This is a genomic window from Shinella sp. H4-D48 (assembly GCF_022637395.1).
Lineage (GTDB): Bacteria > Pseudomonadota > Alphaproteobacteria > Rhizobiales > Rhizobiaceae > Shinella > Shinella sedimenti.
This window is the reverse complement of sequence record NZ_CP093339.1, coordinates 344405-369519: the sequence shown is the minus strand read 5'-3', so window position 1 is coordinate 369519 and position 25115 is coordinate 344405. Positions and strand designations below refer to the sequence as shown.

The following is a 25115-nucleotide window of genomic DNA, read 5'->3' as shown; positions in this document are numbered from 1 at the left end:
CAACGGGTCGGCATTCAAGCCCTTGACGGCGCGATGGCCGTCCATTGCACAATGTAAGGCTCAAAGTGTGTTTGGAAAGGTCAAAAGGGCACATCCCTCACGTAAGGGAAAGGCCCGATCGTGGATTTTTACAACCGATTGCGCGAACCTGCTGAATCAACAGGCTTTACCCGAAACGACGGGTTTATTCTCAGCCGAGCAGACCTTCCACCGCGCCCGCCACGGCCAGAAGAGCGTCATCGCTGTCCTTCGGCCCGGACACCAGAAGACCAACCGGCATACCGGCGGCGCCCGTGCCACAAGGCAGGGAAACGCCGCAGAAGTCGAGGAAATTGCCGATCAGGGTGTTGCGCAATGTCTTGGCATTCGTGGCGAAGAACAGGTCTTCATCGTCGAGCAGGGGCTGAGCGGGCGGCGCGACATGCGGAAGCGTCGGGCTGATAAGGAATTCGCCGGGACCGAGGCGAGCCGCGAAGGACGCCATCAGCCTTTCGCGCGCTTCAAGCGTCGCGATATAGTCGGAAAGAGAGATTTTTTCGCCCAGCAGCGTGCGCTTGACGACGCGCGGGTCCATTTCAGCCGCCGTCGCGCCTGTGATGCGCTCGCGATGGAGCACGAAAGCTTCGGCTGTCACCAGCGCGCCGTGTTTGGCCATCAGATCGAAGATCGCGGAGAATTCCGGGAAGGCCTCACGGCGGATGCGGGCTCCTGCTCTCGCCAGCCGTTCGACAGCGGCCTCGAAGGCGGCAACGACTTCGGGTTCCGCCCCGTCGAAAACCACGGTCTCGGGGACGACGAAGGAGAGGCCGGAAGCTTCGACGCGCCTCGTAAGGCCCGCAGCCGGGGCACCGCGCATCGCCGCATCGATCCAGACCGCATCCTGTACGGTATGGCAGAGTGGCCCCAGCGAATCCAGGCTCTTTGCCAACGGGAAGACCCCGTCCATCGAATAGCGGCCGCGTGTCGCCTTGTAGCCGACAACGCCGTTGAAGGCGGCGGGAATGCGCACGGACCCACCCGTATCCGTGCCGATGGAGACGGGTACGAGGCCGGCCGCCACCGCAACGCCCGAGCCGGACGAGGAACCGCCCGGGATACGGTGCTCGCCCTGCGGCGAGGCCGGATTGCGCGGCGTGCCGAAACTCGGATTGATGCCGAGGCCTGAAAAGGCGAACTCGCTCATGTTGACCCGACCGACGCTCACCATGCCGGCACCGGCGAGCGCACGCACCACGGCCGCGTCCTGCCTAGCAGGCGCGTTGTCCTTCAGGACGCGGGAACCTGCGGTGGTCGGCAGACCCTCGATATCGAAGAGATCCTTCCAGGCGAGAGGGATGCCTTCGAGGACGCCGCGCGACCGGCCTTCCGCCAGCCGCTTGCGGGAGGCCGACGCCTCCGACCGCGCGCGCTGCGCCAGCACGGTGGTAAAGATGGTCTGGTCCGCGTGTCCGGCAATGGCGGCGAGCGTTTCCTCGACGAGATCGACCGGGTCGAGCGCACCCGACTGGAGAAGCACGGAAAGCTGGGCGATCGAGCGGGGCGTCATGCTCAAATATCCTTGTCTGCGCGGCCGACCAGCTGCATCCAGCGTCGGACGAGGTAGTTGTGTTCATCCATCGTGGTGTTCCAGACGGCAATGCTGTTGGCACGCTGCCAGTAGGAACCGCCGCTGCGCAAGGCGCCGCGCCTGATGCGGATGGTTCCATCCGGGCCGGGAAGGTCTTCGCGCGCGGGAAGCCCTTCGTACCAGTAGTCCCATTCCGCTGACGTCATGTAGCCGCGTGACCGCTCCGGCGTCGAGATATAATAGCCCTGGCGCGCCACCACCGCGCCCGGCCAGCCGGAAATCCACCAGTTGAGATACTCGTAGGCGACGTCCAGCATGCGGCCTGACAGATGCCGCGACAGGCACAGACCGCCATGCCAGGCCCGGTATCCCTCCGCCGGCGCGGCCTGCTCGACGGGCAGGCCCTGGCTGTTGAGAATGCCGATGCCCGTCGACCACATGCTCTGGATATCGGTGTCACCGTCGATCATCAGCCGCGCCGCATCCTCCGCAGTGCGCCAGAAACTGCGGAAGAAGCCCGCCTTGCGGCGCGCCTCCAGGATATCCACCAGCTGATCGATCTCCGCGATTGTCATGTTGCCGATATCGCCGAAGGTCATGAGGCCGGCGGCCTGGGCTGCGAGCGCCGCATCGAAGATGCCGATGGCCGGCTCGTCGACCAGCGCCGCGCGGCCGCTCCAGCGCTCGTCCAGAAGAGCCGCCCAGCTCGCCATCGCCGGCCGGTGCTCGACCGCATCGCTGCGATAGGCGAAACTGTCGAAATTGTGGGTCGTCGGCAGCATGGAAATGCGTCCGGTCGGCGCATCGCCGAGCGCAAGGCTTGGCTGCACATAGAGCTTGCGCGCCGGCACATCGCCCAGGCCCATGCGGGCGCTTGGGCCGATCTGCCCTGTCTTCGTCAGATCGTTGATCTCGCCCCAGAGCGTGATGCGCGCGGTCTCGATAGGCTGGATGGCCCGCCAGTACCAGACGATATCAAGATTGTGGAAGCACTGATCGTAGATGTCGTAACTGTCCGGCTCCTGCGCGGCCTTGTGCTGGGTCACGATGAAATCGTTGTTGTCGAAGCAGATGTCGATGCCGAGATCGGCCTCCGCCTTCACGCGCAATTCCTCGAGAAGGGAGATGGCGGTTCCCAGCACGCGCAGCTTCGGGCGCCCTGCGGTGTGGACGGCCGGGGCTGCTGGAACCGCTTTCGGGGAATGCTTGTTCATGAAGGGCTCTAGGCGTTCCGGATCTGCGCTGCGGCCTCTGGCTGTGGACGGGCATCGCTGTTCCCGGCAAGCGCGAAGGCGTTGAACGACCGTTTCAACAGGTTCGCATCGAGACCGTCAACAATAAAGACGAGGCGCGAGATACGCTCCCCAGAAGGCCACGCATCGAGATGCACCGGCGGGTGCACGAGATGCTGCACGCCGTGCACGGCAACCGGGCGGTCTTCCCCGGCGAGGTCGAGGATTCCCTTGACCCGCAGAACACGCTCGCCGTGGCGGTTAAGCAGCATGGTGAGCCAGATGCCGAAGCCGGTCCAGTCGATCGGCCTGTCGACGGTGATCACGAAGGAGGAGATCGCCGTGTGCAGCGCCACACCCTCGGCCGTCACCCGCAATGTCGGCGTATCGCAGTAGAAACCGCTCGGCGACTGCAGCTTCGTCGCGCGCTGGGCGGCATCGTCGCCAAAAAGCGCATCGGCATCCGGACTGTTACTGCCGGCAATGATGCGCCGGGCATCCGGGTTGAACTCCGTCAGTCGCGAGAGGAGCCGGGTCAGGCCGGCGTCACCCTTGCACAGATCGGCCTTTGTGATGACAATCCGGTCCGCAATGGCCGCCTGCCGGGTGGATTCCACGTAAGTATCGAGCTGCGCCAGGCCGTTAACCGCATCCACCGTCGTCACGACGGTGCCGGCGCGGAAATGGTGACGCAGAACGGGATCGGATTTCAGCGTGGAAAGCACCGGAAAAGGGTCCGCCAGACCGGTGCTTTCGATGATCACACGCGTGAAGGAGGGTACGAGACCCCGGTCGCGCTTGGAATGAAGATCGCGCAAAGCGTCGGCAAGCTCGCCGCGCACCGTGCAGCACACGCAGCCTGATTGCAGCAGCACCATCGTATCGTCGATGCGCTCGACAAGATGGTGGTCGAGGCCGATCTCGCCAAATTCGTTGATCAGCACGGCGGTATCGGCAAGCGCGGGATCGGCCAGCAGCCGCTTGAGCAGCGTTGTCTTGCCGGAGCCGAGAAAACCGGTAAGCAGGTGGACGGGCGTGAATGCGGGCATCTCAGCCATGGTCGGTCTCTTCCATGCGCGCGATCAGCTGCGGGTCGAGCGGATCGCATAACCGCCCGGAGAGCCGTTCCGCTGCCGGCCAGAGGTGACCGAGATCCTCGATCATCTCGCTCTTGCCGGTGCGCGTTGCCAGCACGAATGCGGAGCCCTGCCAGTCGGAAAGGCTCATGCCGAAGGCCGATAGCACGCTGTTTGCCGCCGAGACGCGCCGCGCACGCTCGCGGCGACGGTCGAGCCGTTCGACATTGCGCGTGAAGACGCCGGGCCGGGCGACCGCATCCGTCCAATGTTCGTTTCCGCCGATGACGCCGCACAGCGAACACATGACGCCGTTCCTTTCCCTGCCGGGCAAGGGAGCGGGCAAACCCGCTCCCTCGATGTTTACTTCTTGCGCGGGAAGCGCTTGGCGAAATCGTCCGCGATCTCGTTCATGGTCACGAACTTCACGCCCGGATGCTTGATCATATGGGCATAAAGGCGTTCCAGCATCATCAGCACCTGCGGGCGGCCGGCGACGTCCGGGTGGATGGTGATCGGGAAGACCGCATAATCCATCTCGCGATACACCCAGTCGAACTGGTCGCGCCACATCTGCTCGATATCGTGCGGGTTCACGAAGCCGTGGCTGTTGGGCGACTTCTTGATGAACATCATCGGCGGCAGGTCATCGAGATACCAGGAGGCCGGGATTTCGATGAGGTCGGTTTCGTGACCGCGCTTCAAGGGCACCATCCAGTCGGACGGCTTCTTGGAATAGTCGATCTTCGTCCAGCTGTCGCCGACACGCACATAATAGGGCGTGAAGTCGTTGTGCATCAGCGAGTGATCGTACTTGATGCCGCGCTCGAGCAGCAGTTCGTTGGTGACGTTGGAGAACTCCCACCACGGCGCCACATAGCCGGTCGGACGCTTGCCGGACAGCTTGGTGACGAGCTCGATACATTTATCGAGCACTTCGGTCTCCTGCTCGCGGGTCATCGCGATCGGGTTTTCATGGGTATAGCCATGGATGCCGATCTCGTGGCCGGCATCGGCGACGGCCTGCATCTGCTCGGGGAAGGTTTCGATGGAGTGGCCCGGGATGAACCAGGTCGTCTTGATGCCGAAGCGTTCGAACAGCTTCAGAAGCCGCGGGCTGCCGACCTCGCCGGCGAAAAGGCCGCGCGAAATATCGTCCGGCGAATCCTCGCCGCCATAGGAGCCGAGCCATCCGGCCACGGCATCGACGTCGATGCCGAAACTACAAAAAATCTCTTTCGCCATTGGGTATCTCCTTGGTTCCCTACGTGTTTTCGGAGGTTCAATTGGCTGGAATGACCGTCGCTTCGGCGGGGTTCCAGCTCAGAAAGACGGGCGTGCCTGCCGGGAAGGTACCCGGGCGGTACTTGTCGACATGGGCTTCCAGTGAAACGGATCGTCCATCGTCCAGGCGCGCCGTCAGGTGCGCGATATGACCGACAACCTCGGAGCGCTCGATACGGGCGTCGACGCGGTTCTTGGCGCCCGGAGCCGTCACCTCGTCCGCCACATGGACCTCGATCGCTTCCGCCGGCACGACGAGGTTGACGCGGCCCTTGTGGGCAACGGCGCCATTGGCGCGGCCGGACAGCGTGCCGATGCCCGTCGTCACGACCACATCCTCACCCTCGTTTCCGGCCACTTCGCCCGAAAGCACGGTGTTGCGGCCGATGAACTGGGCGACGAAGGGGGTGTTCGGCCGGGTGTAGAGCTGATGCGGCGGGCTCACCTGCTCGACCCGACCCTGGTTCATCACCACGATGCGGTCTGACAGCGCCAGTGCTTCCGACTGGGCGTGGGTAACGAAGATGAAGGTGACGCCGAGGCTCTTCTGCAAAAGCTTCAGCTCGTTCTGGATGGCCTTGCGCAGGTTCGCGTCGAGCGCGCCGAGCGGTTCGTCCAGGAGCAGGATATCAGGCTCGACGACGAGGCCGCGCGCCAGCGCGATGCGCTGCCTTTGGCCGCCGGACAGCTTGTCGGGCTTGCGGCTTGCAATGTCCTCGAGGCCGAGCGTCGCGAGGATGCGATCCACCTTGGCGTCACGCTCGCTCCTGGCCATGCCCTTCACATCAAGCCCGTAACCGACATTCTGGCGCACGGTCATGTGCGGGAAGAGCGCATAGTTCTGGAAGATCATCGACGTGGGGCGGCGCTGCGGCGGCACATCGTTCATGCGCTCGCCGCGGATCAGCATGTCGCCGGAAGATATGCCTTCGAAGCCCGCGATCATGCGCAATGTCGTCGTCTTGCCGCAGCCCGAGGGGCCGAGAAAGGCAATGAACTCGCCCTTGGTGACGGACAGGTTGAAATCGATGACGGCGGGCGTTCCGTTGTCATAGACCTTGCCGACGGATTTGAGTTCCAGGTCGAAAATCATAAGGGAAATCTCGCGAATTGTCGGTCCGTGGACCGGGGCCACGCGCGCCCCGGTCCACTCGTCTTGGGATCAGGCGTTGAGGAATTCGTCCCACTTCTGGATGAGGTGGTCGTATTCTTCCGGCCACTGGTGCCAGTAGGCGACGTTCTTGGAGCGCTCCTCCAGCGAGCCGCCGTCGCGCAGGTCGCCTTCCTTGATGCCGCGCTCTTCCGCGCCGACCCAAGGCTTGCCCTCGTACCAGAAGGCATATTTCTCCGGCGCCATGACATCCTTGATGTTGGTGGACGGAGAGTAGTAGCCCTGCTCGGAAACCGTGATGCCCGGCTCGCCCGACAGCCAGTAGTCGGCATAGGCGATGACGGCGTCCCGGTTGGTGGTGCCCGCGATCATCGACGGACCGATGGCCCAGCCGCGATAGCCTTCCTTCGGAACGGCATACTTGGCCGGCTTGCCCTGCGCCTTGACGGCCATGACGGCCGGCTGCCAGGCGTCGGAGACAACCATTTCGCCAGATGCCATGAGGTTGACGAGCTCACCGAAATCACCCCAGAGAGCGCGGAACTGGCCTTCCTTCTTCTTGGAAATAAGGAAGGCGGCCGCCTCGTCGATTTCCGCCGTGGTCGGATTGCCGGGGTTCTTCACGTCGGACAGGCCGAGCGAGTTCATGGCCATGATCGCCTGACCGAATGCAATCAGCGGATCGGTGTTCAGGCCCGACTTGCCCTTCCACTTCGGATCGAAAATGCAGGCCCAGGTATTGGCCTCTTCCTCGGAAACCACATCCGGATTGTAGCCGATGGAGTCGTAGTTGTAGACGGCCGGGACCATGTTGAGCACGGTCTGCGCCTCGTCAGCCCAGATCTGGCCGACGATCTGCGCGGAACGGTCCCACTTGTCGCTGGCCGTGGTGAAGGTGTCGCGGATATTGGCCCAGTTTTTCAGCGATGCAGCCGGGATCGTCTCGACATTGTCGGTCATGACGATGGACGGCAGACGCTCGGCGATGATCTCCCAGCAGTCATAATCCTTCGAACCCGAAAGGATCTTTGTCTGGGCGTCCGGGAAGGTCGCGGCCGTACCCGAGGTGCCGCCGACGCCCGATTCCTTCTTGAACTCCTCGAGGATGCGCTCCTGCACCGTGACCGACAGGCCGATGGTGCGCAGCTGCTGGCCGGCGAGGTCGGCGGCCTGTGCAAAGGCCATGCGCGAGGACAGGAACGGCGTGCCGCCGCCCATTGCCAGCGCCATTACCCCGGCCGAGCGCTTGAGGAGCGAGCGGCGATTTATTTCCGACTTGAACATATCTCTTCTCCAGTTTGTTTGTCGTTCCCCGGAGCCGTTTTGCGGCCCCTGTTCCCCGCCCTTTCGGGGCGGCTAGTACCGGCCCACCAGCAGGCCACCATCCACGACCAGCACCTGGCCGGTCATGTATCTCGCATTGTCGGAGGCGAGGAATGCGGCGACATCGGCGATGTCCTCGCCCGTGCCCAGCCGTCCCATCGGTATGAATTCGGCCGCTTTCTCAGCACCCGCCGGCCCGAGAGAATTCTCTTCGGAGAGAAGCTGGGCGGTGCGGATGTAGCCCGGCGCGATGCCGTTCACGCGCACGCCGTCGCGCGCCATTTCCACCGCCAGACCGCGCACGAGGCCGACGACGCCCGATTTGGCGGCGGAATAGTGCACATGCTCATCCCAGCCATAGGCGACACCCATGATGGAGGAGAGCGCGATGACCGCACCGGAGCGGCTGGCCCGCATACCGGGTGCGGCCGCGCGGACGAGCCGGAAGATGCCCTTCAGATCGATATCGAAGGTCAGGTCCCACTTTTCATCGGTGAGATCGGCAAGCGGCGTGCGATGCGCAATGCCGGCGTTGGCGACGATCACGTCGATGCGGCCATGCCGCGCCTCGATATCGGACACCAGCGCATCCGTCGCGGCGGTGGATCTGACATCGTAGCTGTGGAATTCCGCCGATCCACCGGCAGCGACAATCGTCTCGACGGTCTCGCGGCCTTCCTTTTCCAGGATATCGGTGACGACGACGTGATCGCCGAGCGCGCCGAAGGCTTTCGCGGTGGCTGCGCCGATGCCGATACCGGCGCCGGTGACGATGACGATGCGTTTGTTTTCTGCAGGCATTGTTTTCTCCGGTATCAAAGCATCACGTCGCCGGAATTCGGTCCGAGCGTCTGTCCGACGAAAAGGCTGGCGGCGGGGGATGCGAGGAAGGCGACGGTCTGGGCCACCTCTTCCGGCTCGCCGAAGCGACCGAGCGGCAGGCCGGCGCGTTTGGCATCGCGCCATTCCTGCGAAAGCTGCATGACGAGCGGCGTGTTGATCGGCCCGGGCGCGACGGCATTCACGCGCACCCCGCGGGCGGAAACCTCGCGGGCAAGCGCCTTGGTCATGCCGATGATCGCAGCCTTGGCGCCGGAATAGTGCACCAGCTCGACGCCGCCGATCTGGCCGAGCTGCGAGGCGACGTTGACGATGACGCCTTCACCGGCCGCCAGCATCGCGGGCAGCACGGCCTTGGTCATCAGGAAGGTGCCGCGCACATGGACCGCGAACATGCGATCGAAATCGGCCACCTCGAGGTGTTCGAACAGAGCCTGATGCGCGATGCCGGCATTGTTGACCAGCAGCGCGACAGCGCCATGCGCGGCGACCGCGGCATGATGGATATCGGCGGCATCCGCTTCGCTGGACACGTCGCCTGCGACGCCAACGGCCTTGCCGCCGGAGCCGCGGATTTCGACGGCGACCGACTCTGCGCGTTCGCGAGAGAGGTCGTTGACCGTGACCGCATAACCTTCCGCGGCGAGTTTCAGGGCGATGGCGCGGCCGATGCCGGAACCCGCGCCGGTGACGAGAGCAGAACCCGCCATCACGCCTCCTCCTGGATGGCCATGCGCTTGGCGCGGCGCACGGACAGGCCCATCAGCACGGCATAGGTGCCGAGCAGCGCGAAGGAGAACAGCGTGGTGAGAACACCGAAAGCGAAGACGTTCGGATGCACTTCCACAGAGAACGTGCCGTAGATGGCGAGCGGCAGCGTCAGGTCGCGGCCTGAGGCGAACAGCGTGCGCGAGAACTCGTCATAGGACAGCGTGAAGGCGAACAGCATTGCCGAAAGCACGCCCGGGAAGATCAGCGGAAAGGTGATTTTGCGGAAGGTTCGGGCCGGGGGAACGCCGAGCGACCACGCAGCCTCCTCCACGCTCGGATCGAAGCGGTTGAAGATTGCGAGCATGACGAGGAAGGCAAAGGGGAACGTGTAGACGACGTGAAGCACGAAGGCCGTGCCCCACCAGTGACGGTCGATGCCGAGCGTGTTGGCGACCAGCGCCATGCCGAGGCCGACGAGCACGCCCGGAACCATCATGCCGAGCACGATAAGATAGAAGATCACGCCCGAGCCGCGGAACTTCTTGCGGAACGCCTGGGCGGCGGTGACGCCTAGCACGGTGGAGACGATCATGGTCATGACGGCCAGTGCCAGCGAACGGAACAGCGCCTGGTCGATGGGCAGCGGCGCGATGCGCGAGGGTGGTGTCAGGCCGAAGAGATGCTTGTACCAGTAGGTCGACCATTCGATGATCGGGAACTGCGGCCCGCCCTCCGGTCCGGTCTGGAAGGACAGGATGGCAAGAACCACGAGCGGGCCGTACAGGAAGACGATGAACAGCGCGGTATAGACGCCGAGGCCGAACTTGATGCCGGAAGCGTTCATGATCAGAGTTCCTTCCTGAGATCGACGACCCGCAGCAGGGCGGCGACGACGGCGCCCATCAGGATCGTCAGCACCACGCCGGCGACGGCGGCGAAGGCCCATTTCAGCGACCCGACCTGGGTGACGATGATGTTGCCGAGCAGGTTGACCTTGCGGCCGGAAAGCGCGGCGGATGTCGCGAACTCACCGAGCACCATGACGGAGACGAAAATGGCGCCCACCACCACGCCCGGCATGGAAAGCGGCAGGATGATGGTGCGGAAGATGCGCCAGAAGCCGGCGCCGAGATCCTGCGCAGCCTCGATCACCGAGGGATCGATGCGGCCCAGCATGAAGGCGATGGGACCGACCATGAAGACGCAATAGATCTGCGTCATACCGATGATGACGGAAAGCTCCGAGAACAAGAGCACCTCGATCGGCTGGGTGATCACGCCGATCTTCATGAGGATCATGTTGATCGCGCCCTCCTTGCCGAGCATCGGCCGCCAGGCCAGCACACGGATGAGAAAGGAGGTCCAGAAGGGAATGACGCACAGAACGAGCAGCGCGGTCGACAGGGTCTTGTTCTTGACGAACAGTCCGACGAACAGCGCCGCCGGATAGCCGACGAGCAGCGTGGAGACGAGCACGATGAGCCAGATGCGCACCGTGGTCCACAGCGCCCCGAGATAGGTGTCGGACGTGAAGAAGGTGATCCAGCTCTTCAGCGTCAGCGTGGGCTCGATCTTGAAGGTGGTCTGCGTCCAGAAGGAAACGTAGACCATCATCAGAATGGGCGCGACGAGGAAGAGCAACATCCAGAGCGCACCGGGGGCGAGCAGCCAAAAGGTGCGGTCGGGTTGTTTGCGGGTGGGACGCTCCGCCGTTTCGACGGGCGTGTCATGGCTGGTGGCGGCCATCGTCATCTCTCATTCTCCGGGTGGGTGGGGACAGGACCTGCGATGGCGGTCTCAAACGAACACAAGGGCGTCCTCCCGCTTCCACACAAGGGCATAGCGGCCCTTCTCCTCATAGGTTGCCGGCGCGGCATGGCTCAGATGGGTTTCCACCTCGAAGACGCGGCCGTCGTCGAGCGTGAAGAAGGAGTTGATCGCGGCGCCGGAATATTCGCTGGCCACGAAGCTCGCCTCGATGCGAACCTCGTCATCCGCTGTCGCAGCGTCCGTGGGGCGGATCGCAACGCGATCGTAGCGGATGGCGTATGCCGGATTGCCCGACGTCTGCTTCACACCGCCCAGCGCGAGCGCGCCAACCGGGCTGGCGAAGGCATCGCCGGAAACGGCACCGGGGAAGATGTTGTAGCAATTGAGAAAGCGCGCGACATCGGCCGAGGCCGGACGGCTGTAGAGCGTGTCGGCATCGGTGGACTGCGCGATACGTCCGGCGTCGAGCACCAGCACCGTGTCGCCCATCGCAAGCGCCTCGGTTTCCGAGCCGGTGACATGCAGAAAGGTGACACCGCAGCGCTCTCGGATGGTGCGAAGCTCGCCGCGCATGCGCATGCGCAGGTTGGCATCGAGCGCACCGAGCGGCTCGTCGAGCAGAACCATGCTCGGTTCGGTCACGAGCGTGCGGGCAAGCGCCACGCGCTGCTTCTGGCCGCCGGAAATCTGGGTGGTGGCGCGGTCTTCCAATCCTGAAAGCCCGACGAGGCCGATGATATCGCGCACACGGCCGGCCACGACCTTCGCGTCCGTCACCGGATCGACGGCGCGGTTGGTCAGGCCGAAGGCGATGTTTTCGGCAACACTCAGATGCGGGAAGAGCGCGAAGTTCTGGAAGACGAAGCCGATACCGCGTTCATGCGGCGGAACGCCATCGATGCGCCGGCCGGAAAACAGGATTTCACCGCTGTCCGGCTGCTCGAAGCCGGCGATGACGCGCAGCAGCGTCGTCTTGCCGGAGCCGCTGGGGCCAAGCAACGAGACGTAGGTATCATTCGCAAGGGATGCATCGATGCCGGCGAGCGCCGGAACGCCTGCAAAGGCCTTGTGCACATTCTTCAGTTGGAGGACGGATGACACTCTGTTCCCACCAGTTTGAGCCAGGAATGTCTCTGCGCAAAGCTCCGCACGCCGCCGGATGCGACACGCATCCGAAGGAGCAAGAGCCATCGTTCACGCATCGTCAGATACGTGGCGCAGCGATATTCCTGAACATTTCACTTCGTTCCGCTTACGGTGCCTCTTACGGGCACCTTGATTTCAAAACCATGCCATGAATGGTTTTTGTATTCAATAGACTTTTTATAATTTTCCGTTTCATCGTGCTGATGCGTGAAAACCAACAGAACGGCCGAGCGGACATATCGTTTACGTAGCGCTCACGCCTGCGCGCAACGGCGGAAACACGCCCGTTGCGCACAATATTCGCAAGCCAGGAGGAAGAAACCCGCGATGGCGCGACAGTCGAGACCTTGGGACGACAGCGCCTCTGCGGATCTTCCTAATTTCAAACTTTGTATTCAATAATCATTTATGCCATCCTTTTCTTCCGACGGAGAATGCGGCACAGTGCACCCGTTATGAAAATCCAGCGATGACGGAATCCATGAAGGAAGAGCAGGCCGCCACGGGCAGCCAGAAGCGGTACGAAATCGCCGAGGAGGTGCTGCGCAGCAACATCGAAGCCGGCACGCTGCCGGCTGGCCTCGTGCTGCTGGAAGGTCCCATCGCCGACATTCTGCAGACGTCGCGCGCGCCGGTTCAGCGCGCGCTTCAGACGCTGGAGGCCGACGGGCTGGTGCATCGCTTCGCCGGCCGCGGCTTCCTGGTGGGACCGCCCGGCGATGGTGTCGAGCCGATCCGCACGGATATCAAGGCGCTCGGCCTCGTCGTGCCTCGTCATGCAGACGAGGCGCTGCAAAGCCGCTCGTCCTGGGAGCGCATCTACAATACCGTGGAGGCGGATGTTGCCGGCTGCGTGGTCTTCGGCCGCTATCGCATCGTCGAGATGGAACTCGCCAACCATTTCAATGTCAGCCGCACCGTCGTTCGCGACGTGCTGACGCGCCTGCGCGAGCGCGGGCTCGTGCGCAAGAACCAGAGTTCGCACTGGATTGCCGGCCCCCTCACCGCACAGACGGTGAAGGATCATTTCGTGTTGCGCACCATGCTGGAACCGCCGGCCATACGCCTCGGCGCGCCGGCAGTGAACCGGGCGCGGCTGGAGACTCTTCTGAAGCGGCTGCGCGCTGCGGAAGACAGCGCTGGTGGTCTTGGCAACAGCGAGGCGATCCAGATCGAGTTCATCGAATGCTGCGTCCTTGCCGCACCGAACGAGCGGCTGAGGGACCTCGTGCGCAACAACCTGCTGCCGGTGACGGCGACCGACCGGCTGCTGCGCCGGCTCGGCCTGCCCGGCGATCCCGCGATCATCACGGAACTTCGATTGGTTGCCGAACTTCTGCTGCGCGGAGCGACGGAATCGGCGGTGTCCATGATGGCGACCCATCTGGAAGCCTCCCTCAACCGCACCATCGCGCAGATGAAGATCGTGGCGATCATTCCCGGCCCGGGCGTGACGGCCGCCTATCTGACGCCCGTTCTCGACTGACCCGCCTTGTGGCGGGCCCTGTCTTGAAGCGGGTGCAGCGGCGGTGCGCATCGTCCTCTCCTATGCCAGCGCTTCGCGCAACCGGGTCAGCGCTGCCCGGCGGTCACCGCGCGCGGCCAGTGCCTCTTCCATCGTCACCTTGACGAAGCGCGTCGGCGTGTGCGGCTGGAGCTGGCCGATCAGGTCCATGTCGGCGGAGATGACCGTGCCCACCATGAAATAGCCGCCGCCGGATACGGCATCCCGATGCAGGATGATCGGCTCCGTGCCGCCCGGGACCTGGATCGAGCCATAGGGGTAGCAGCTGTCGACGATGTTCGACGGGTCCGAACCGGCGCCGAAGGGCTGCTCGCGCTCGACGAAATCGAGTTTCCGGCCGCCCTTGAAACGGTAACCCATGCGATCCGCCTCGTTTGCGACCTTCCATTCGTCGGCGAAAAAGTTCTCCTGCGACTGCTCTGTCACGCGATGCCAGTAGAGGCCGGGCAGAACGCGCAGCTCCGCGGGCATGCCCGGCTTGCGGCGCATCGCTTCGGGAACGCTCTTGCCCTCGCTTGCAAGACTACCGCTGCCGACCGGCAGTTCATCGCCAGCGGCCAGGGGACGGCCGTTGAAACCGCCCAGCGCACCGATCGGATACGTGGAGCGGCTTCCGAGCGCCTCAGGCACATCGATGCCGCCCGAGACGGCGATGCAGATGCGCGCACCGGATTTCAGGAAATCGAAGGTCAGCGTCTGGCCGGCCTTGACCTCGAAGGCGGTCCAACCTGGCTGGGCGACGCCATCAACCTTGGCCGGCATGTCGGCGCCCGTGACGGCGACAAGCGCATCCTCGGTGAATTCAAGCTTCGGGCCGATGAACACGGCTTCGAGCCCTGCCGCGCCTTCGTCATTGCCGACGAGAAGGTTCGCCGCGCGCATTGCGTAACGATCCATCGCACCGCCGACCGGAATGCCGAGGTGAAAGTAGCCGGGACGACCGAGATCCTGAACGGTGGTCGCAAGACCGTGGTGGAGAACCTTAATGGCCATGGAGCACACCCTCCAGCTTGGCGTTGGTACCGTCGATATCCTTCTGGTATTCGCGCAGATCGAACGTCACCTCGCGGATTGGCGGGGCAAACAGCCCCTTGTCGACATCTTCCACCGCTTGGTCATAGGCGTCGCGATCGATCGGCTTGAACTTCACGATGTCGCCGGGGCGGAAGAACACCATGAAATCGCGCAGGTAGCTGGTCGTCTGGGTCGGATCGAAGATCGGCATGGGCGTGATGCCGAACATCTGGTAGCCGCCTGCACCGCGCACCGAATAGATGCAGCCGAAGCAGCCGCCATGGCCGACAGTGAGCCGTGGCGTATCCGTGCGCGGCCTGAGGTATTTCGGCACCTGTATCTGCCGCTGGCGCTCGACCATCTGATACATGAAGGGAAGGCCCGCGACGAAACCCACCATGGAGACGAACCACGGCGAGCCGGAATGGGCACCGACGAAATCGTCCACCGAGCCGTAGCCGTTGATGCGGGCGCCGTAGTCCAGGTCCGTTCCCGTCGGGTCCTGATGGCGCTCGCGAAAGCGCATCAGCGTCTCATGTGTCCAGGGATCATTGTAGAAGACGGGGATTTCGACGATGCGGGTCTTCAGCACGGGCTCGGCCTTGGCCGCCGCGCCCTCGATGGCCTTGACCTCCTTCAGGACATCGTCCGGATGGATGATGTCAGGGTCGAACTTGATCTGGAACGAGGCGTTTGCCGGGCATATTTCTGTTACGCCCTTGATGCCGCTTTCGCGCACGCCTTTGGCCATGGAAAGGCTCTTGAAGAAGGCCTCAAGCGACATTTCCTCGCTGCATTCGACGAACAGGTGCTCGTCGCCTCCGAATGAATATCTGGTCGTCATCAGGCAACCTCCGCCGTCGCGCCGGTCTTTGCGGCGAATTCCGTTTCAAGCCATCGTTCAAGGAAGCGGGTATCGAAGTCGCCACGCGCCACGCTTGCATCGCCGGCAAGCGCCAGGTGAAGTGAAATCGTGGTGGGAATGCCTTCGATAACGAGGCCGCTGAGCGCATGCCGCAGCCGCTCCAGGCACGCTTCGCGCGTCTCGGCCCAGACGATGAGCTTGCCAACGAGTGAATCGTAGAACGGCGGGATCGTGTAACCTTCGTAAAGCATGGTATCGAACCGGATGCCCTCGCCCTGCGGTACGACGAGGCGGGAAATCGTACCGGGCGCCGGCATGAAGCCTTTGGCCGGGTCTTCGGCATTGATCCTGCATTCGATGGCATGGCCGAACGCCTCGACATCGGCCTGGTGGATTGAAAGCGGCGCGCCGCCGGCGACGCGGATCATTTCCGCGACAAGATCGATGCCAGTGATCATTTCCGTCACCGGATGTTCGACCTGAATGCGGGTGTTCACCTCGATGAAGTAGAATTCACGTGTCGTCTCGTCATAGAGATATTCGACGGTTCCGGCGCCACGATAGGCAACCTCGCGCGCCAGGGCGACGGCACTGTCGCAGAGCTTGGCGCGCACTTCGGCCGGAAGAAGGAAGGACGGCGCCTCTTCCCAGACTTTCTGGCGGCGGCGCTGCAGCGAGCATTCCCGTTCGAAGCAATGGATAAAGTTCTGGCCGTCGCCGAGGATCTGCACCTCGACATGCCGCGCCTTGGTGATGACTTTCTCGAGATAGAGCCCACCATCGCCGAAGGCGGCGAGCGCCTCGGCGGAGGCCTGTGGGAAATGCCGCTCGAGATCCGCCAGGTCGGCGGCGATACGGATACCGCGACCGCCGCCGCCGGCTGCCGCCTTGATCATGATCGGGAAGCCGGTCTTCGCCGCCACACCCCGCGCTTCCTCGATCGTGGCAAGGCGCCCGGCACTGCCCGGAACCGTCGGAACTCCGGCCTTAGCCGCAACCGCACGGGCGGCGACCTTGTCGCCCAGCAGGCGGATCGCATCGCCCTTCGGGCCAATGAAGATGAGGCCCGCGGCTTCGACGGCGTCGGCAAAATCGGCGTTTTCAGACAGGAAGCCGTAACCCGGATGCACGGCATCCACGCCTGCGGCCTTGGCCGCATTCACCACGGCCTCGATGTTCAGGTAGGATTTCTTCGGCGCCGGCGATCCGATATCGATCGCTTCGTCGGCGAGCTTCACCGCGAGCATGTCGGCATCGGCTGCACTGTGGACCTGCACGGTGCGGATGCCGAGCGCCTTCGCCGCCTTGATGATGCGCACCGCGATCTCGCCGCGGTTGGCAACGAGGATCGAGCGGATGGTCATGCCTCCACCTCGGCGATGACCTGACCGGCCATGACAGGCTCCTCGTTCTCGACGAGGAAGGTGATGTTCTTGCCATCGACGCCGGCGGGCACCTCCTGGAAGGTCTTCATGACCTCGATCAGGCCGATTGCGTCGCTTGACGCCACGCTATCGCCGTCAGCCTTGAAAGGCGGCACATCCGGCGACGACGCGCGGTAGAAGGTGCCCGGCAGGGGCGATCTGATCTCGATCTTGCTCATGTCTCTCTCCACTCCAGAAGTCAGCGCCCGGCCGAGGCCGAAACGGGCGCAATACGTATACCTGCTCCCACCAGCGCATCACGCATCTGGCGCACGATGTCGAATGCGCCGAGCGTGTCGGAATGGAAGCAGATGGATTCGAAATCGATGTCGATGTCGCGGCCCGTGACGGTCCTGACCTTGCCCTCCTTACAGGCGCGCAGAACCTTGCGCGCGATGGCGGCGGGATCGGGACGGCCGGCATCGCGGGTGAACACGATGGAGCCGCTGTCGTCGTAGTCGCGATCGGCGTAGAATTCGCGCACCACGGGCTGGCCCACTTCGGTCGCGGCGCGAAACGTCGCCGAACCGCCCATGCAGAAGATAAAGGCGTTCGGCTCGACGGTGCGCATATACTGCACGAAGCTCTGGGACAGTTCCGGATTGACCGCCATCTCCATGTAGAGAGCGCCATGCGGCTTCACATGCTGGAGCCGCCCGCCGTGGCGATGGGCGAATTCCCTGATGGCGCCGACCTGATAGACGAGGTCGTTGACAAGTTCCTTTGCGGTGCCCGCGATCTTTCGACGACCAAAGCCCTGGAGATCGTTGTAGCCGGGATGGGCGCCGATGCCGACACCGTGTTCGGCGGCGAGCCGCACCGTTTCGTCCATCAGGTTGGGATCACCGGCATGGAAACCCGCGGCGATGTTCGCCGAGCTGATCAGCGGCATCAATGAGGTGTCTTCCGTGTCGCCGACGCGCCAGCGGCCGAAGGCCTCGCCCATGTCGCAATTGATGTCGACCACCTCACGCACCGTCTCAACCTCGCAGCATTCCTGAATGGAGTGAACGCTAGGCCCTTTAGAGCCCTTTGAAAAATTCTATTTTTCCATATATCAATTCTGAAAATCAGAACTCGATGCCTCGTTTTGCTGCGCCGCAAAAACCATAAAAAACAAACTGGTAACCCGGTTATGCCCCGAACAGGGCGGACTGATGCTCATTTCGGCGCCGTCTGTTCTGATTTTTCGATACCTGCTCGCAACAAATCAGAATGGGAATGACCGCCATGACGCTGAGCCTCCGGCAGATCCGCTACTTCGTCGCGACCGCGGAACTCGGCCAGATTTCGCAAGCCGCGGTCGATCTCTCGATATCCCAGTCCGCGGTGACGACGGCGATCAAGGAGCTGGAGCGCACGGTCGGCGTAAGCCTCTTCCTGCGTACGCCGCATGGCATGGACCTTACGCCCGCCGGACGGCAATTTCTGTCGCATGCCTACGAGATCCTGAAGAAGGTCGATGAGGCGACGCATCTCAATGTCGTCAGCAACGAGATCGAAGGCACGCTGACGGTCGCGGCGACCTACACCGTCATCGGCTACTTCCTGCCGCTTCACATCGAGCGGCTTCGGCGGCTCTTTCCCAGGCTGGAAATCCAGCTCTTTGAGCTCAATCGAGAATCCATCGAGGAAGGGCTGCTGAGCAACCGCTACGACATGTCGGTTCTGCTCACCTCCAACATCCTGAACCCGGCCCTGATCACGGAGAAGGTGCTGAGCTCGACGCGCCGGCTCTGGCTGCCGGCCCAGCATCCACTCCTGCAGGCCGAGACCGTGGGACTGCGGGACATCGCCGACGAGCCCTACATCATGCTGACCGTGGACGAGGCCGCGCATTCCGCGCTGAAATACTGGAGCGCAACGCCTTACCAGCCCCGTGTCATCCTGCGCACCTCCTCGGTTGAGGCCGTGCGCTCGCTGGTCGCCAACGGTCAGGGCGTGGCCATTCTCTCCGACATGGTGCACCGGCCCTGGTCGCTCGAGGGCCGGCGCATCGAGACGGTGAACATCAGCGACACCGTTCCCGCCATGGATGTGGGCCTCGCCTGGCGGCGAAACATGGAGCTGACGCCCCCCATGCTCGCCTTCCGTTCTTACTTCCAGCAGGCCTTTCACCTGCCGGAACGTTGAGCGGATAACCGCAGGGACCGCGGCCGCCGGCGCCGATATGCTGCCTGCCATTCCGGTTCTCCCTGTTGCGAGGCACCGCTCCGCCCGCCAGCGGAGCGAATTCTCACTGTTCGCGTGTCAGCAGGTAACTGCCGCTTTCGTGCAGCACACTCGTCCAGCCCGGCTCGATGACGATGGTCGTCGTCACCTCCTCGATGATGGCGGGGCCCTGGATGCGGGCGCCGGCGCCGAACTTTGCACCATCGTAAACAGGCGTGGACGTGACCTTTCCAGATTGCTCGAAGATCGCGTCGCGATGCCCCTTCAGCGCGGCCGCAGCGTCGCCGCCCGTCACCAGCGTCGGCGGCCGTACCTTCTCGATACGGCCGTAGATGGTAGATTCGATGTTCACCACCTCCACCGTGCTGTGCCGTTCGGCATAGGTATAAAGCTCCTCATGCCGCGCGTGGAAAGCGTCCTTGACCTTTTCGATGGTGTTTTCGTCGATCGGGAACGTGCCGATATCCACGGTGCATTCATGCACCTGGCCGACATAGCGCATGTCGAGCGAACGGCGGATGTCGATCGCGTCGGCGGCGAAACCGTCGGCCTCGAGATGGGCGACACCCTTTGCCTCGATCTCCTTGAACAGGGCGTCGATACGCGCGTAGCTCGCTGGGTTGTCGAGCCTTACCGGGGCCGGGGCCATGTAGTTGTATTTCACGTCGGAGATGATCTGGCCGAAGGCGCAGAGACCGGAGGCGAGCTTGGGCAGGATGATCGTGTCGATACCCATTTCACGCGCCAGCGCCGTGATATGGGCGGCCGTCGCGCCCCCTGCCCCGACGAGGACGAAATCGCGCGGGTCGTAGCCGCGCTCGACAGAAACGCGCCTGATGCCGTTGACCATGTTGTTGTTGACGATGGCGAACATGCCATAGGCCGCCTGCTCGGTGGAGATGCCGAGCGGTTCTGCGACCCGCGCCACGGCCGCCCGCGCCTTCTCCACGTCGAGCGGCAATTTGCCGCCAAGCAGGCCTGCGGGGTTGAGATAGCCGAGCACGAGATTGGCGTCCGAAGTCGTGGGTTCCGCTCCGCCCCGGCCATAGCAGGCCGGACCCGGCTCGGAACCGGCCGATTGGGGGCCGACCTGGAGAAGGCCGAGCGGGTCCACCCAGCCGATCGACCCGCCACCGGCGCCGAGCGTCTCGACCTGGATCATCGGCACGCCGATGCGGTAGCGCAGGAAGTCGATGTTCTTGTTGAGGTTGGTCTGGCCGTTGCGGGTGAGCGTGATGTCGAAGGACGTGCCGCCCATATCGACGGTGATGACGTTCTTGTGGCCGAACGGCGCGCCGGCATAGAGCCCCGCCTGCGGCGCGGAAGCCGGGCCGGAATTGATGGCGTAGACGGAGCGGTCGCTCATGACCTGCCCGATGGCAAGCCCCCCATTGGACTGGAAGTAGCGCACCGGCTGTCTGGCGCCGAGCGAACGGAAATAGGCATCGACCGCGGTGATGTACCGGCGCATGACGGGAGCGAGATAGGCGTTCGTGACCGCCGTCGACGTGCGGGTGTATTCGCGCACCTGCGGGTAAAGCTCGCTGCCGACGGTCAGCACGACATCCGGCATCATCTCGCGCACGATTTCGGCCGCGCGCCGCTCATGTGATGGGTCCAGCACCGACCACACGAAGGAGATGGCGACGGTCTCGACCCCCTCCTTCAGGAAGAGCCGGCAGGCCTCGCGCACATCCTCCTCATGCAGCGGCGTGCGCACGGAACCGTCCGACAGCACACGTTCGCGAATGCCGCGGCGCAGATAGCGCGGGACGAGCATCGTGGCGGCGGGATAATCGGGGTCGTAGCGGAAGCCGTCTTCCTTGTGGCCGTTGCGGATCTCGATGGAGTCCTCGTGCCCGGCCGTGCAGATCAGACCCGTGCGACCGCCGCGATGGGTGATCAGCGCATTGAGGCCGACCGTCGTGCCGTTGATGCACAGGTCGCAATTGGCGATGATCTCCTCGATCGGCCGCTGGAGATCGGCGGCGATCAGGCCAAGACCGTTCTCGATGGCCTTGGTGGGGTCGGAGGGTGTGGAGAGCGCCTTGAACAGCTTGACCTCACCGGTCGCACGGTCGGCAATGACGAAGTCGGTGAAGGTGCCGCCGGCATCGATGCCGAGACGGTAGGAATGCATGGTCATGTCTGTGTTCCTTAAACAGCGGTTCTGAGCCGTTCGGTCTCGGCGGCGTCGACGTCCAGAGTCTCGAGGCTCACGATGGCCACGCCATAGTCGAGCCGCGCGCCTTCGAGAGAAACGAGGCCGTTGCGCACATCGGAAACGACCTTCTCTACCGGCCGCTCGAACGGGTTGCCGAAGCCCCCGCCGCCCGGATTGAGATTGGTGATCGTCTGGCCGGGCTTGATGGTCTCGATGATGTTCTTGCGCTCGACCTGCACCGCGCCGTCACGGCGCAGCTCCACCCGGCCGACCTTGGTATCGACCATGGCGGATGTCGCGCCCGCAGCACCCATCGCCGGAATGCGCCGCCCTTCACCGAAGCCGATGCACAGCATATCGCCATTGAGGGGCTCGACTTCCCAGGCCGTGCCGGAGCCGCCGCGGAATTTACCGGCGCCGCCGGAATCGGTCATCAGCGAATAGCGATGGATGACGATGGGATAGGAATATTCAAGCAGTTCCACGTCGCCGGAGGTCAAGGCGCCGAAGCAGCATTCCGGGCCGACAGCGTGCCAGCCATCCTGCTTGGGTGTCGCGCCGCCGCCGGAAATGATGGTGGCCAGCACCATCGTCACGAACTCCTCGTTGGTGCGGGAATCGCGGCCGGCGATGTTGAGGCCGTTGGCATGTCCCCATGAGGCCGAGACGCGCGACGGCACCGCCTTCTCGAAGGCGAGACGCACGGCGTCCGTCAGCGTTTCCATCGGCGTCGTCGTGCAGTTCATGTGCGGTGCGGGCTCCTGCGCATTGCAGAGCGTGCCTTTCGGCCCGAAATCGAGGCTGACGCAGCGATAAAGCCCTTCATTGTAGGGCGGCGGCAGAGCCGCAAACATCATCAGGCCCAGATAGACGCCGGAATGGGAATTGCCCTCGTAGGAATTGATGAAATACGGAATCTGTGGCGGGCTATCGATGGCGATATGGCAAGCGTCGCCATCGATCGTCACCGTCGCCTTGATCTCGAAATCGCCGAAACCGTGGCCGGCATCCTCCAGAATGGCGGCCCCCTCATAGGTGCCGTCCGGCACCGTGGCGATCAGCGCGCGCATATGCTTGTCGGCCATGTCGAGCAGGGTATCGACGCAGGCATCGACCTGCTCCTTGCCATATTTTTCGAGCATGGCGAGAAGGTTGCGTTCCCCCACCTGGCAGGCGCCGATCAGGGCGCGGAAGTCCCCTTCCTGATCGCGGCGGGCGCGCATGTTGGTCAGGATCATGTTCAGCACGTCATGGCGCGGCTTGCCGCGATCCCAGATCTTCACCGGCGGAATGCGCAGGCATTCTGCGTAGATTTCCGTGGCATTGGGGTTGTATCCCGCCGGCACCGGCCCGCCGATATCGGTAAGGTGACCCTTGCAGACGGTCCAGTAGACCAGTTCACCCTTGTAGAAGACCGGCTTGTACATGCAGGTATCGATGGCGTGGCTGCCGCCGAAGGCCGGATCGTTGTGCAGGATCAGGTCGCCATCGTGGATATCGTCGCCGAAGAAGGCCGCAACCGCCTTCATGGCGGGAATGAGCGAGCCGAGATGGATCGGAATGTCCTGCCCCTGGAGGATCATCTCCGGCCGGGCATTGAACAGCGCCGTCGAATAATCGTGCGCCAGGTTGAAGACCGACGAGCGGGCCGTTTTCTCCAGCGCAAGCGTCATTTCGCGCTGTGTCGTCTCGAGCATGCCGCGCACCACCGAAAGGGTGATCGGGTCCACCTTGGAAGTCTGGGTATGGAGCATCGTGTTCACGCTGGTTGAGGGCGAGAACCGACGGCCTGGAAACCGTTCGCGTAGCTGAAATGTCTGTTCCCTGGGCCGCCGGTGTCTGTCGCACCGTTGAAGCCGGGCTCAATCTAGGCAGAGATTTCCGGTCCGGTCTTTGCAGGAGGCGAACAACGGTTTGCGCTCGAGCGCACAAGCTGCCATTTTCGTTGCCTGGCAGACATCATGTGCATACCTTTTAACGAAGAGGGAAAGCCGCATGAAGACGAGCATTACCACAAGCGCGACACGCGCACCGGACCGCAGCCGCCACTGGCACGAGGCCATCGCCTCGGCCTACTTCCCGCTCGACCTGCGCTTTCGCGAGGCCGACCGTTTTTCAGGCGACCTGACGACATGGCAGTTTGGCGACGTCTCGATTTCGCGGCTGACCTGCGATGCCCTGCAATATCTGCGCCTCCCGCATCACTTCCGCGCCGCGAGGGACGAGGAATTCCTCGTGACGGTGCCTGCGAATGCGGAAGTGTTCTTTTCCCAAGGCGGCCGCGAGATGACGTGCCGGCCTGGCGGCTTCTTCTTGGAGCGCAGCAGCGAGCCCTACCAGTTCAGCCATTCGGAGGCGGCCGACATGTGGGTGCTCGAGGTCGAGGCGGAGGCGCTTGGCGGACGCATGCGCGCGCCGGACCGCTTCTGTACCCTGCAATTCGAGGCCAACAATGGTGCCGGCGGCCTGTTTACCGATATGCTGCACCTCCTGCCCGCGCGCTTCGATGGCATGACCCAGGAAGCGCGCACGACGGTCGGCCGCCAGCTTGTCGATCTGCTTGTTCTTGCGATCAAGGCGGATGACCGCGTGTTGACATCAGGCAACTCGACGGTGCGCAGCGCCCATCTCGCCCGCGTCGAGACCTATGTTCGCGCCCATCTCCAGGATTTCCGCCTCGACCCAGAGCGTATCGCCCGCGCCTGCGGCATCTCCACCCGCTACATGCACGAGCTTTTCAGAGATACGGGTGACACGGTCCGCAACTGGATACGCATCCAGCGGCTTTCTGCGTGCAGCGAGGCGCTGGCGGATCCCGGCAATGTGCAGACTGCCGCCGAGATCGCCTACAGCTGGGGCTTCAGCGACCAGACCCAGTTCTCCCGTGCCTTCAAGTCCCATTTCGGCCTACCGCCGGGAGAATATCGAGCGAGGGCCTTCGAAGCCCGGGCGGACGACTAGGGCGTTCACGCGTTCAGAACCGATATGTCAGACCGAGCACCGGGCCGGAAAGGCGCGTGTCGAAGACATGGCCGTCATGCTCGTAGTCGACATCCAGCACCTTGTATCCGGCCGAGACGGACAGGTTGTCGGTGAAGGTATAGTTTACCGTCGCCAGCGCCGACCAGGTCAGGTCGGACCCGACGCCAAAACCGCCGATATCGATCTGCCCCTGTATGGAAAGCTTATCGGTCAGGTTTACGAACAGCCGGGCGCCGATGACCGGATCCACCCAGCCGAAGCTCTCCTCGTGACTGGCGGAAATCCGGCCCAGACCGGGATAGCTCGCGGTAACCGAGACATCGTTGGAAATATACCAGAACCGCGCGCCCCCAAGGGCATCCAGCGAGAGTTCCGGCGTGTCGATGACACGATAACCGCCCTGCAGGGTCGCCATGAATTCACGCGTATCGACATCGGCATCGATGCGCGCGCCAGCAGGGATCGCCGCAATCCCGGGGATCTGCAACGCCGGCAGCGGACCCGTTGCCTTGCTGACGGTTGTGTTGACATACATGACATCGCCCGACAGCACGAAGCGGTCATAACGCCCCCAGATATTGACGAAGCCGCCGAAGTTGAGGTCGTCAATCACATCGGAGAACGACTTTTCGACAGAAAGCGTCGGAGCGCGGCGGAAAGGCGAGATATCGCCATCGAGACCGGTTGCCCACATATAGGGCGTGATCTGCAAGGCCCAGTCGGAATGCAGTCCTGCGGCCGGGTCTGCCTCGACGGCGACGGCACCGTCGGCAGCATGAGCGAGGCCGGCGGCACACAGCACCAGAATGGCGGAAGCCGCATATCTCTTCATCGCGTCGTCTCCCTCGCCGCAGCGAGTTCTGATGCCGCCGCACTGTCATCAACCACCGGTTTTTGCAAGTTTAAGCC

At 63.4% G+C, this 25115-nt stretch carries 23 protein-coding genes; 3 read left to right on the top strand and 20 right to left on the bottom strand.

Annotated elements, in window-relative coordinates; genetic code table 11:
- Positions 1-190 precede the first annotated feature (190 nt).
- The 12 genes from MNR02_RS22790 to MNR02_RS22735 all read right to left on the bottom strand — a co-directional run bounded on the left by MNR02_RS22790 (position 191) and on the right by MNR02_RS22735 (position 12015).
- Positions 191-1552, bottom strand: a complete 1362-nt coding sequence (locus MNR02_RS22790; RefSeq protein WP_241949729.1) for an amidase — start codon at positions 1550-1552, stop codon at positions 191-193.
- Entirely contained in the window at positions 1549-2781 is a 1233-nt protein-coding gene (locus MNR02_RS22785) for a PotD/PotF family extracellular solute-binding protein (protein ID WP_241949728.1), read from the bottom strand. The genes MNR02_RS22790 and MNR02_RS22785 overlap by 4 nt, the downstream gene beginning before the upstream one ends.
- Positions 2782-2789: 8 nt before the next feature.
- Positions 2790-3857 carry a GTP-binding protein gene (locus tag MNR02_RS22780; protein ID WP_241949727.1) on the bottom strand — a complete coding sequence of 356 codons (1068 nt, stop codon included), beginning with the start codon at positions 3855-3857 and terminating at the stop codon, positions 2790-2792.
- The gene (locus tag MNR02_RS22775) at positions 3850-4182 is read right to left on the bottom strand and encodes a hypothetical protein (protein WP_241949726.1); all 333 of its coding nucleotides are present in this window, start codon (positions 4180-4182) and stop codon (positions 3850-3852) included. The genes MNR02_RS22780 and MNR02_RS22775 overlap by 8 nt, the downstream gene beginning before the upstream one ends.
- A 56-nt stretch (positions 4183-4238) precedes the next feature.
- Positions 4239-5120: a polysaccharide deacetylase gene (locus tag MNR02_RS22770; protein ID WP_241604183.1), complete on the bottom strand. Its 882-nt coding sequence runs from the start codon at positions 5118-5120 to the stop codon at positions 4239-4241.
- Between the two features lie 37 nt (positions 5121-5157).
- Positions 5158-6252, bottom strand: coding sequence for an ABC transporter ATP-binding protein (locus MNR02_RS22765; protein WP_241949725.1), 1095 nt, complete (start codon positions 6250-6252; stop codon positions 5158-5160).
- Positions 6253-6321: 69 nt separating this feature from the next.
- Positions 6322-7554, bottom strand: coding sequence for a PotD/PotF family extracellular solute-binding protein (locus tag MNR02_RS22760; protein ID WP_241604187.1), 1233 nt, complete (start codon positions 7552-7554; stop codon positions 6322-6324).
- A gap of 72 nt (positions 7555-7626) precedes the next feature.
- The gene (locus MNR02_RS22755) at positions 7627-8394 is read right to left on the bottom strand and encodes an SDR family NAD(P)-dependent oxidoreductase (protein WP_241949724.1); all 768 of its coding nucleotides are present in this window, start codon (positions 8392-8394) and stop codon (positions 7627-7629) included.
- A gap of 14 nt (positions 8395-8408) precedes the next feature.
- Positions 8409-9143, bottom strand: coding sequence for an SDR family NAD(P)-dependent oxidoreductase (locus MNR02_RS22750; protein WP_241949723.1), 735 nt, complete (start codon positions 9141-9143; stop codon positions 8409-8411).
- Entirely contained in the window at positions 9143-9988 is an 846-nt protein-coding gene (locus MNR02_RS22745) for an ABC transporter permease (protein WP_241604193.1), read from the bottom strand. Before MNR02_RS22745 ends, MNR02_RS22750 begins: the two co-directional genes overlap by 1 nt.
- Positions 9989-9990: 2 nt before the next feature.
- Positions 9991-10896 (bottom strand): ABC transporter permease, encoded by a 906-nt coding sequence (locus tag MNR02_RS22740; RefSeq protein ID WP_241949722.1) that lies wholly within the window; start codon positions 10894-10896, stop codon positions 9991-9993.
- Positions 10897-10941: 45 nt separating this feature from the next.
- A complete protein-coding gene (locus tag MNR02_RS22735; protein WP_241604199.1) occupies positions 10942-12015 on the bottom strand; it encodes an ABC transporter ATP-binding protein in 1074 nt (357 codons plus the stop codon).
- Between the two features lie 514 nt (positions 12016-12529).
- Between MNR02_RS22735 and MNR02_RS22730 the strand changes: the two genes are divergently transcribed.
- On the top strand, positions 12530-13546 hold the full coding sequence (locus MNR02_RS22730; protein ID WP_241949721.1) for a GntR family transcriptional regulator: 1017 nt from the start codon (positions 12530-12532) through the stop codon (positions 13544-13546).
- A 60-nt stretch (positions 13547-13606) separates the two neighbouring features.
- Here MNR02_RS22730 and MNR02_RS22725 read toward each other — a convergent pair whose 3' ends face one another.
- The 5 genes from MNR02_RS22725 to MNR02_RS22705 are packed head-to-tail and all read right to left on the bottom strand — an operon-like array spanning position 13607 to position 17864.
- Complete coding sequence (locus tag MNR02_RS22725) at positions 13607-14578, bottom strand: biotin-dependent carboxyltransferase family protein (RefSeq protein WP_241949720.1); 972 nt, start codon at positions 14576-14578, stop codon at positions 13607-13609.
- Entirely contained in the window at positions 14568-15443 is an 876-nt protein-coding gene (locus tag MNR02_RS22720; protein WP_241949719.1) for an allophanate hydrolase subunit 1, read from the bottom strand. The genes MNR02_RS22725 and MNR02_RS22720 overlap by 11 nt, the downstream gene beginning before the upstream one ends.
- The gene (locus tag MNR02_RS22715; protein WP_241949718.1) at positions 15443-16828 is read right to left on the bottom strand and encodes an acetyl-CoA carboxylase biotin carboxylase subunit; all 1386 of its coding nucleotides are present in this window, start codon (positions 16826-16828) and stop codon (positions 15443-15445) included. Before MNR02_RS22715 ends, MNR02_RS22720 begins: the two co-directional genes overlap by 1 nt.
- Positions 16825-17067 (bottom strand): acetyl-CoA carboxylase, encoded by a 243-nt coding sequence (locus tag MNR02_RS22710; RefSeq protein WP_241604210.1) that lies wholly within the window; start codon positions 17065-17067, stop codon positions 16825-16827. Before MNR02_RS22710 ends, MNR02_RS22715 begins: the two co-directional genes overlap by 4 nt.
- A gap of 20 nt (positions 17068-17087) precedes the next feature.
- Complete coding sequence (locus tag MNR02_RS22705; protein ID WP_241949717.1) at positions 17088-17864, bottom strand: 5-oxoprolinase subunit PxpA; 777 nt, start codon at positions 17862-17864, stop codon at positions 17088-17090.
- A 254-nt stretch (positions 17865-18118) separates the two neighbouring features.
- Between MNR02_RS22705 and MNR02_RS22700 the strand changes: the two genes are divergently transcribed.
- A complete protein-coding gene (locus MNR02_RS22700) occupies positions 18119-19021 on the top strand; it encodes a LysR family transcriptional regulator (protein WP_134652342.1) in 903 nt (300 codons plus the stop codon).
- A gap of 103 nt (positions 19022-19124) precedes the next feature.
- On the opposite strand, the gene MNR02_RS22695 is transcribed toward MNR02_RS22700, so the two are convergent.
- Both MNR02_RS22695 and MNR02_RS22690 read right to left on the bottom strand, forming a co-directional pair.
- Positions 19125-21206 carry a hydantoinase/oxoprolinase family protein gene (locus MNR02_RS22695; RefSeq protein WP_241949716.1) on the bottom strand — a complete coding sequence of 694 codons (2082 nt, stop codon included), beginning with the start codon at positions 21204-21206 and terminating at the stop codon, positions 19125-19127.
- An 11-nt stretch (positions 21207-21217) separates the two neighbouring features.
- Entirely contained in the window at positions 21218-22978 is a 1761-nt protein-coding gene (locus tag MNR02_RS22690; RefSeq protein ID WP_241949715.1) for a hydantoinase B/oxoprolinase family protein, read from the bottom strand.
- 241 nt (positions 22979-23219) lie between these two features.
- On the opposite strand from MNR02_RS22690, the gene MNR02_RS22685 reads away from it, so the two are divergent.
- Positions 23220-24185: a helix-turn-helix domain-containing protein gene (locus tag MNR02_RS22685; protein ID WP_241949714.1), complete on the top strand. Its 966-nt coding sequence runs from the start codon at positions 23220-23222 to the stop codon at positions 24183-24185.
- 13 nt (positions 24186-24198) lie between these two features.
- Here the strand turns inward: MNR02_RS22685 and MNR02_RS22680 are convergent, their stop codons facing one another.
- Positions 24199-25038: a hypothetical protein gene (locus MNR02_RS22680; RefSeq protein WP_241949713.1), complete on the bottom strand. Its 840-nt coding sequence runs from the start codon at positions 25036-25038 to the stop codon at positions 24199-24201.
- Positions 25039-25115: the final 77 nt, after the last annotated feature.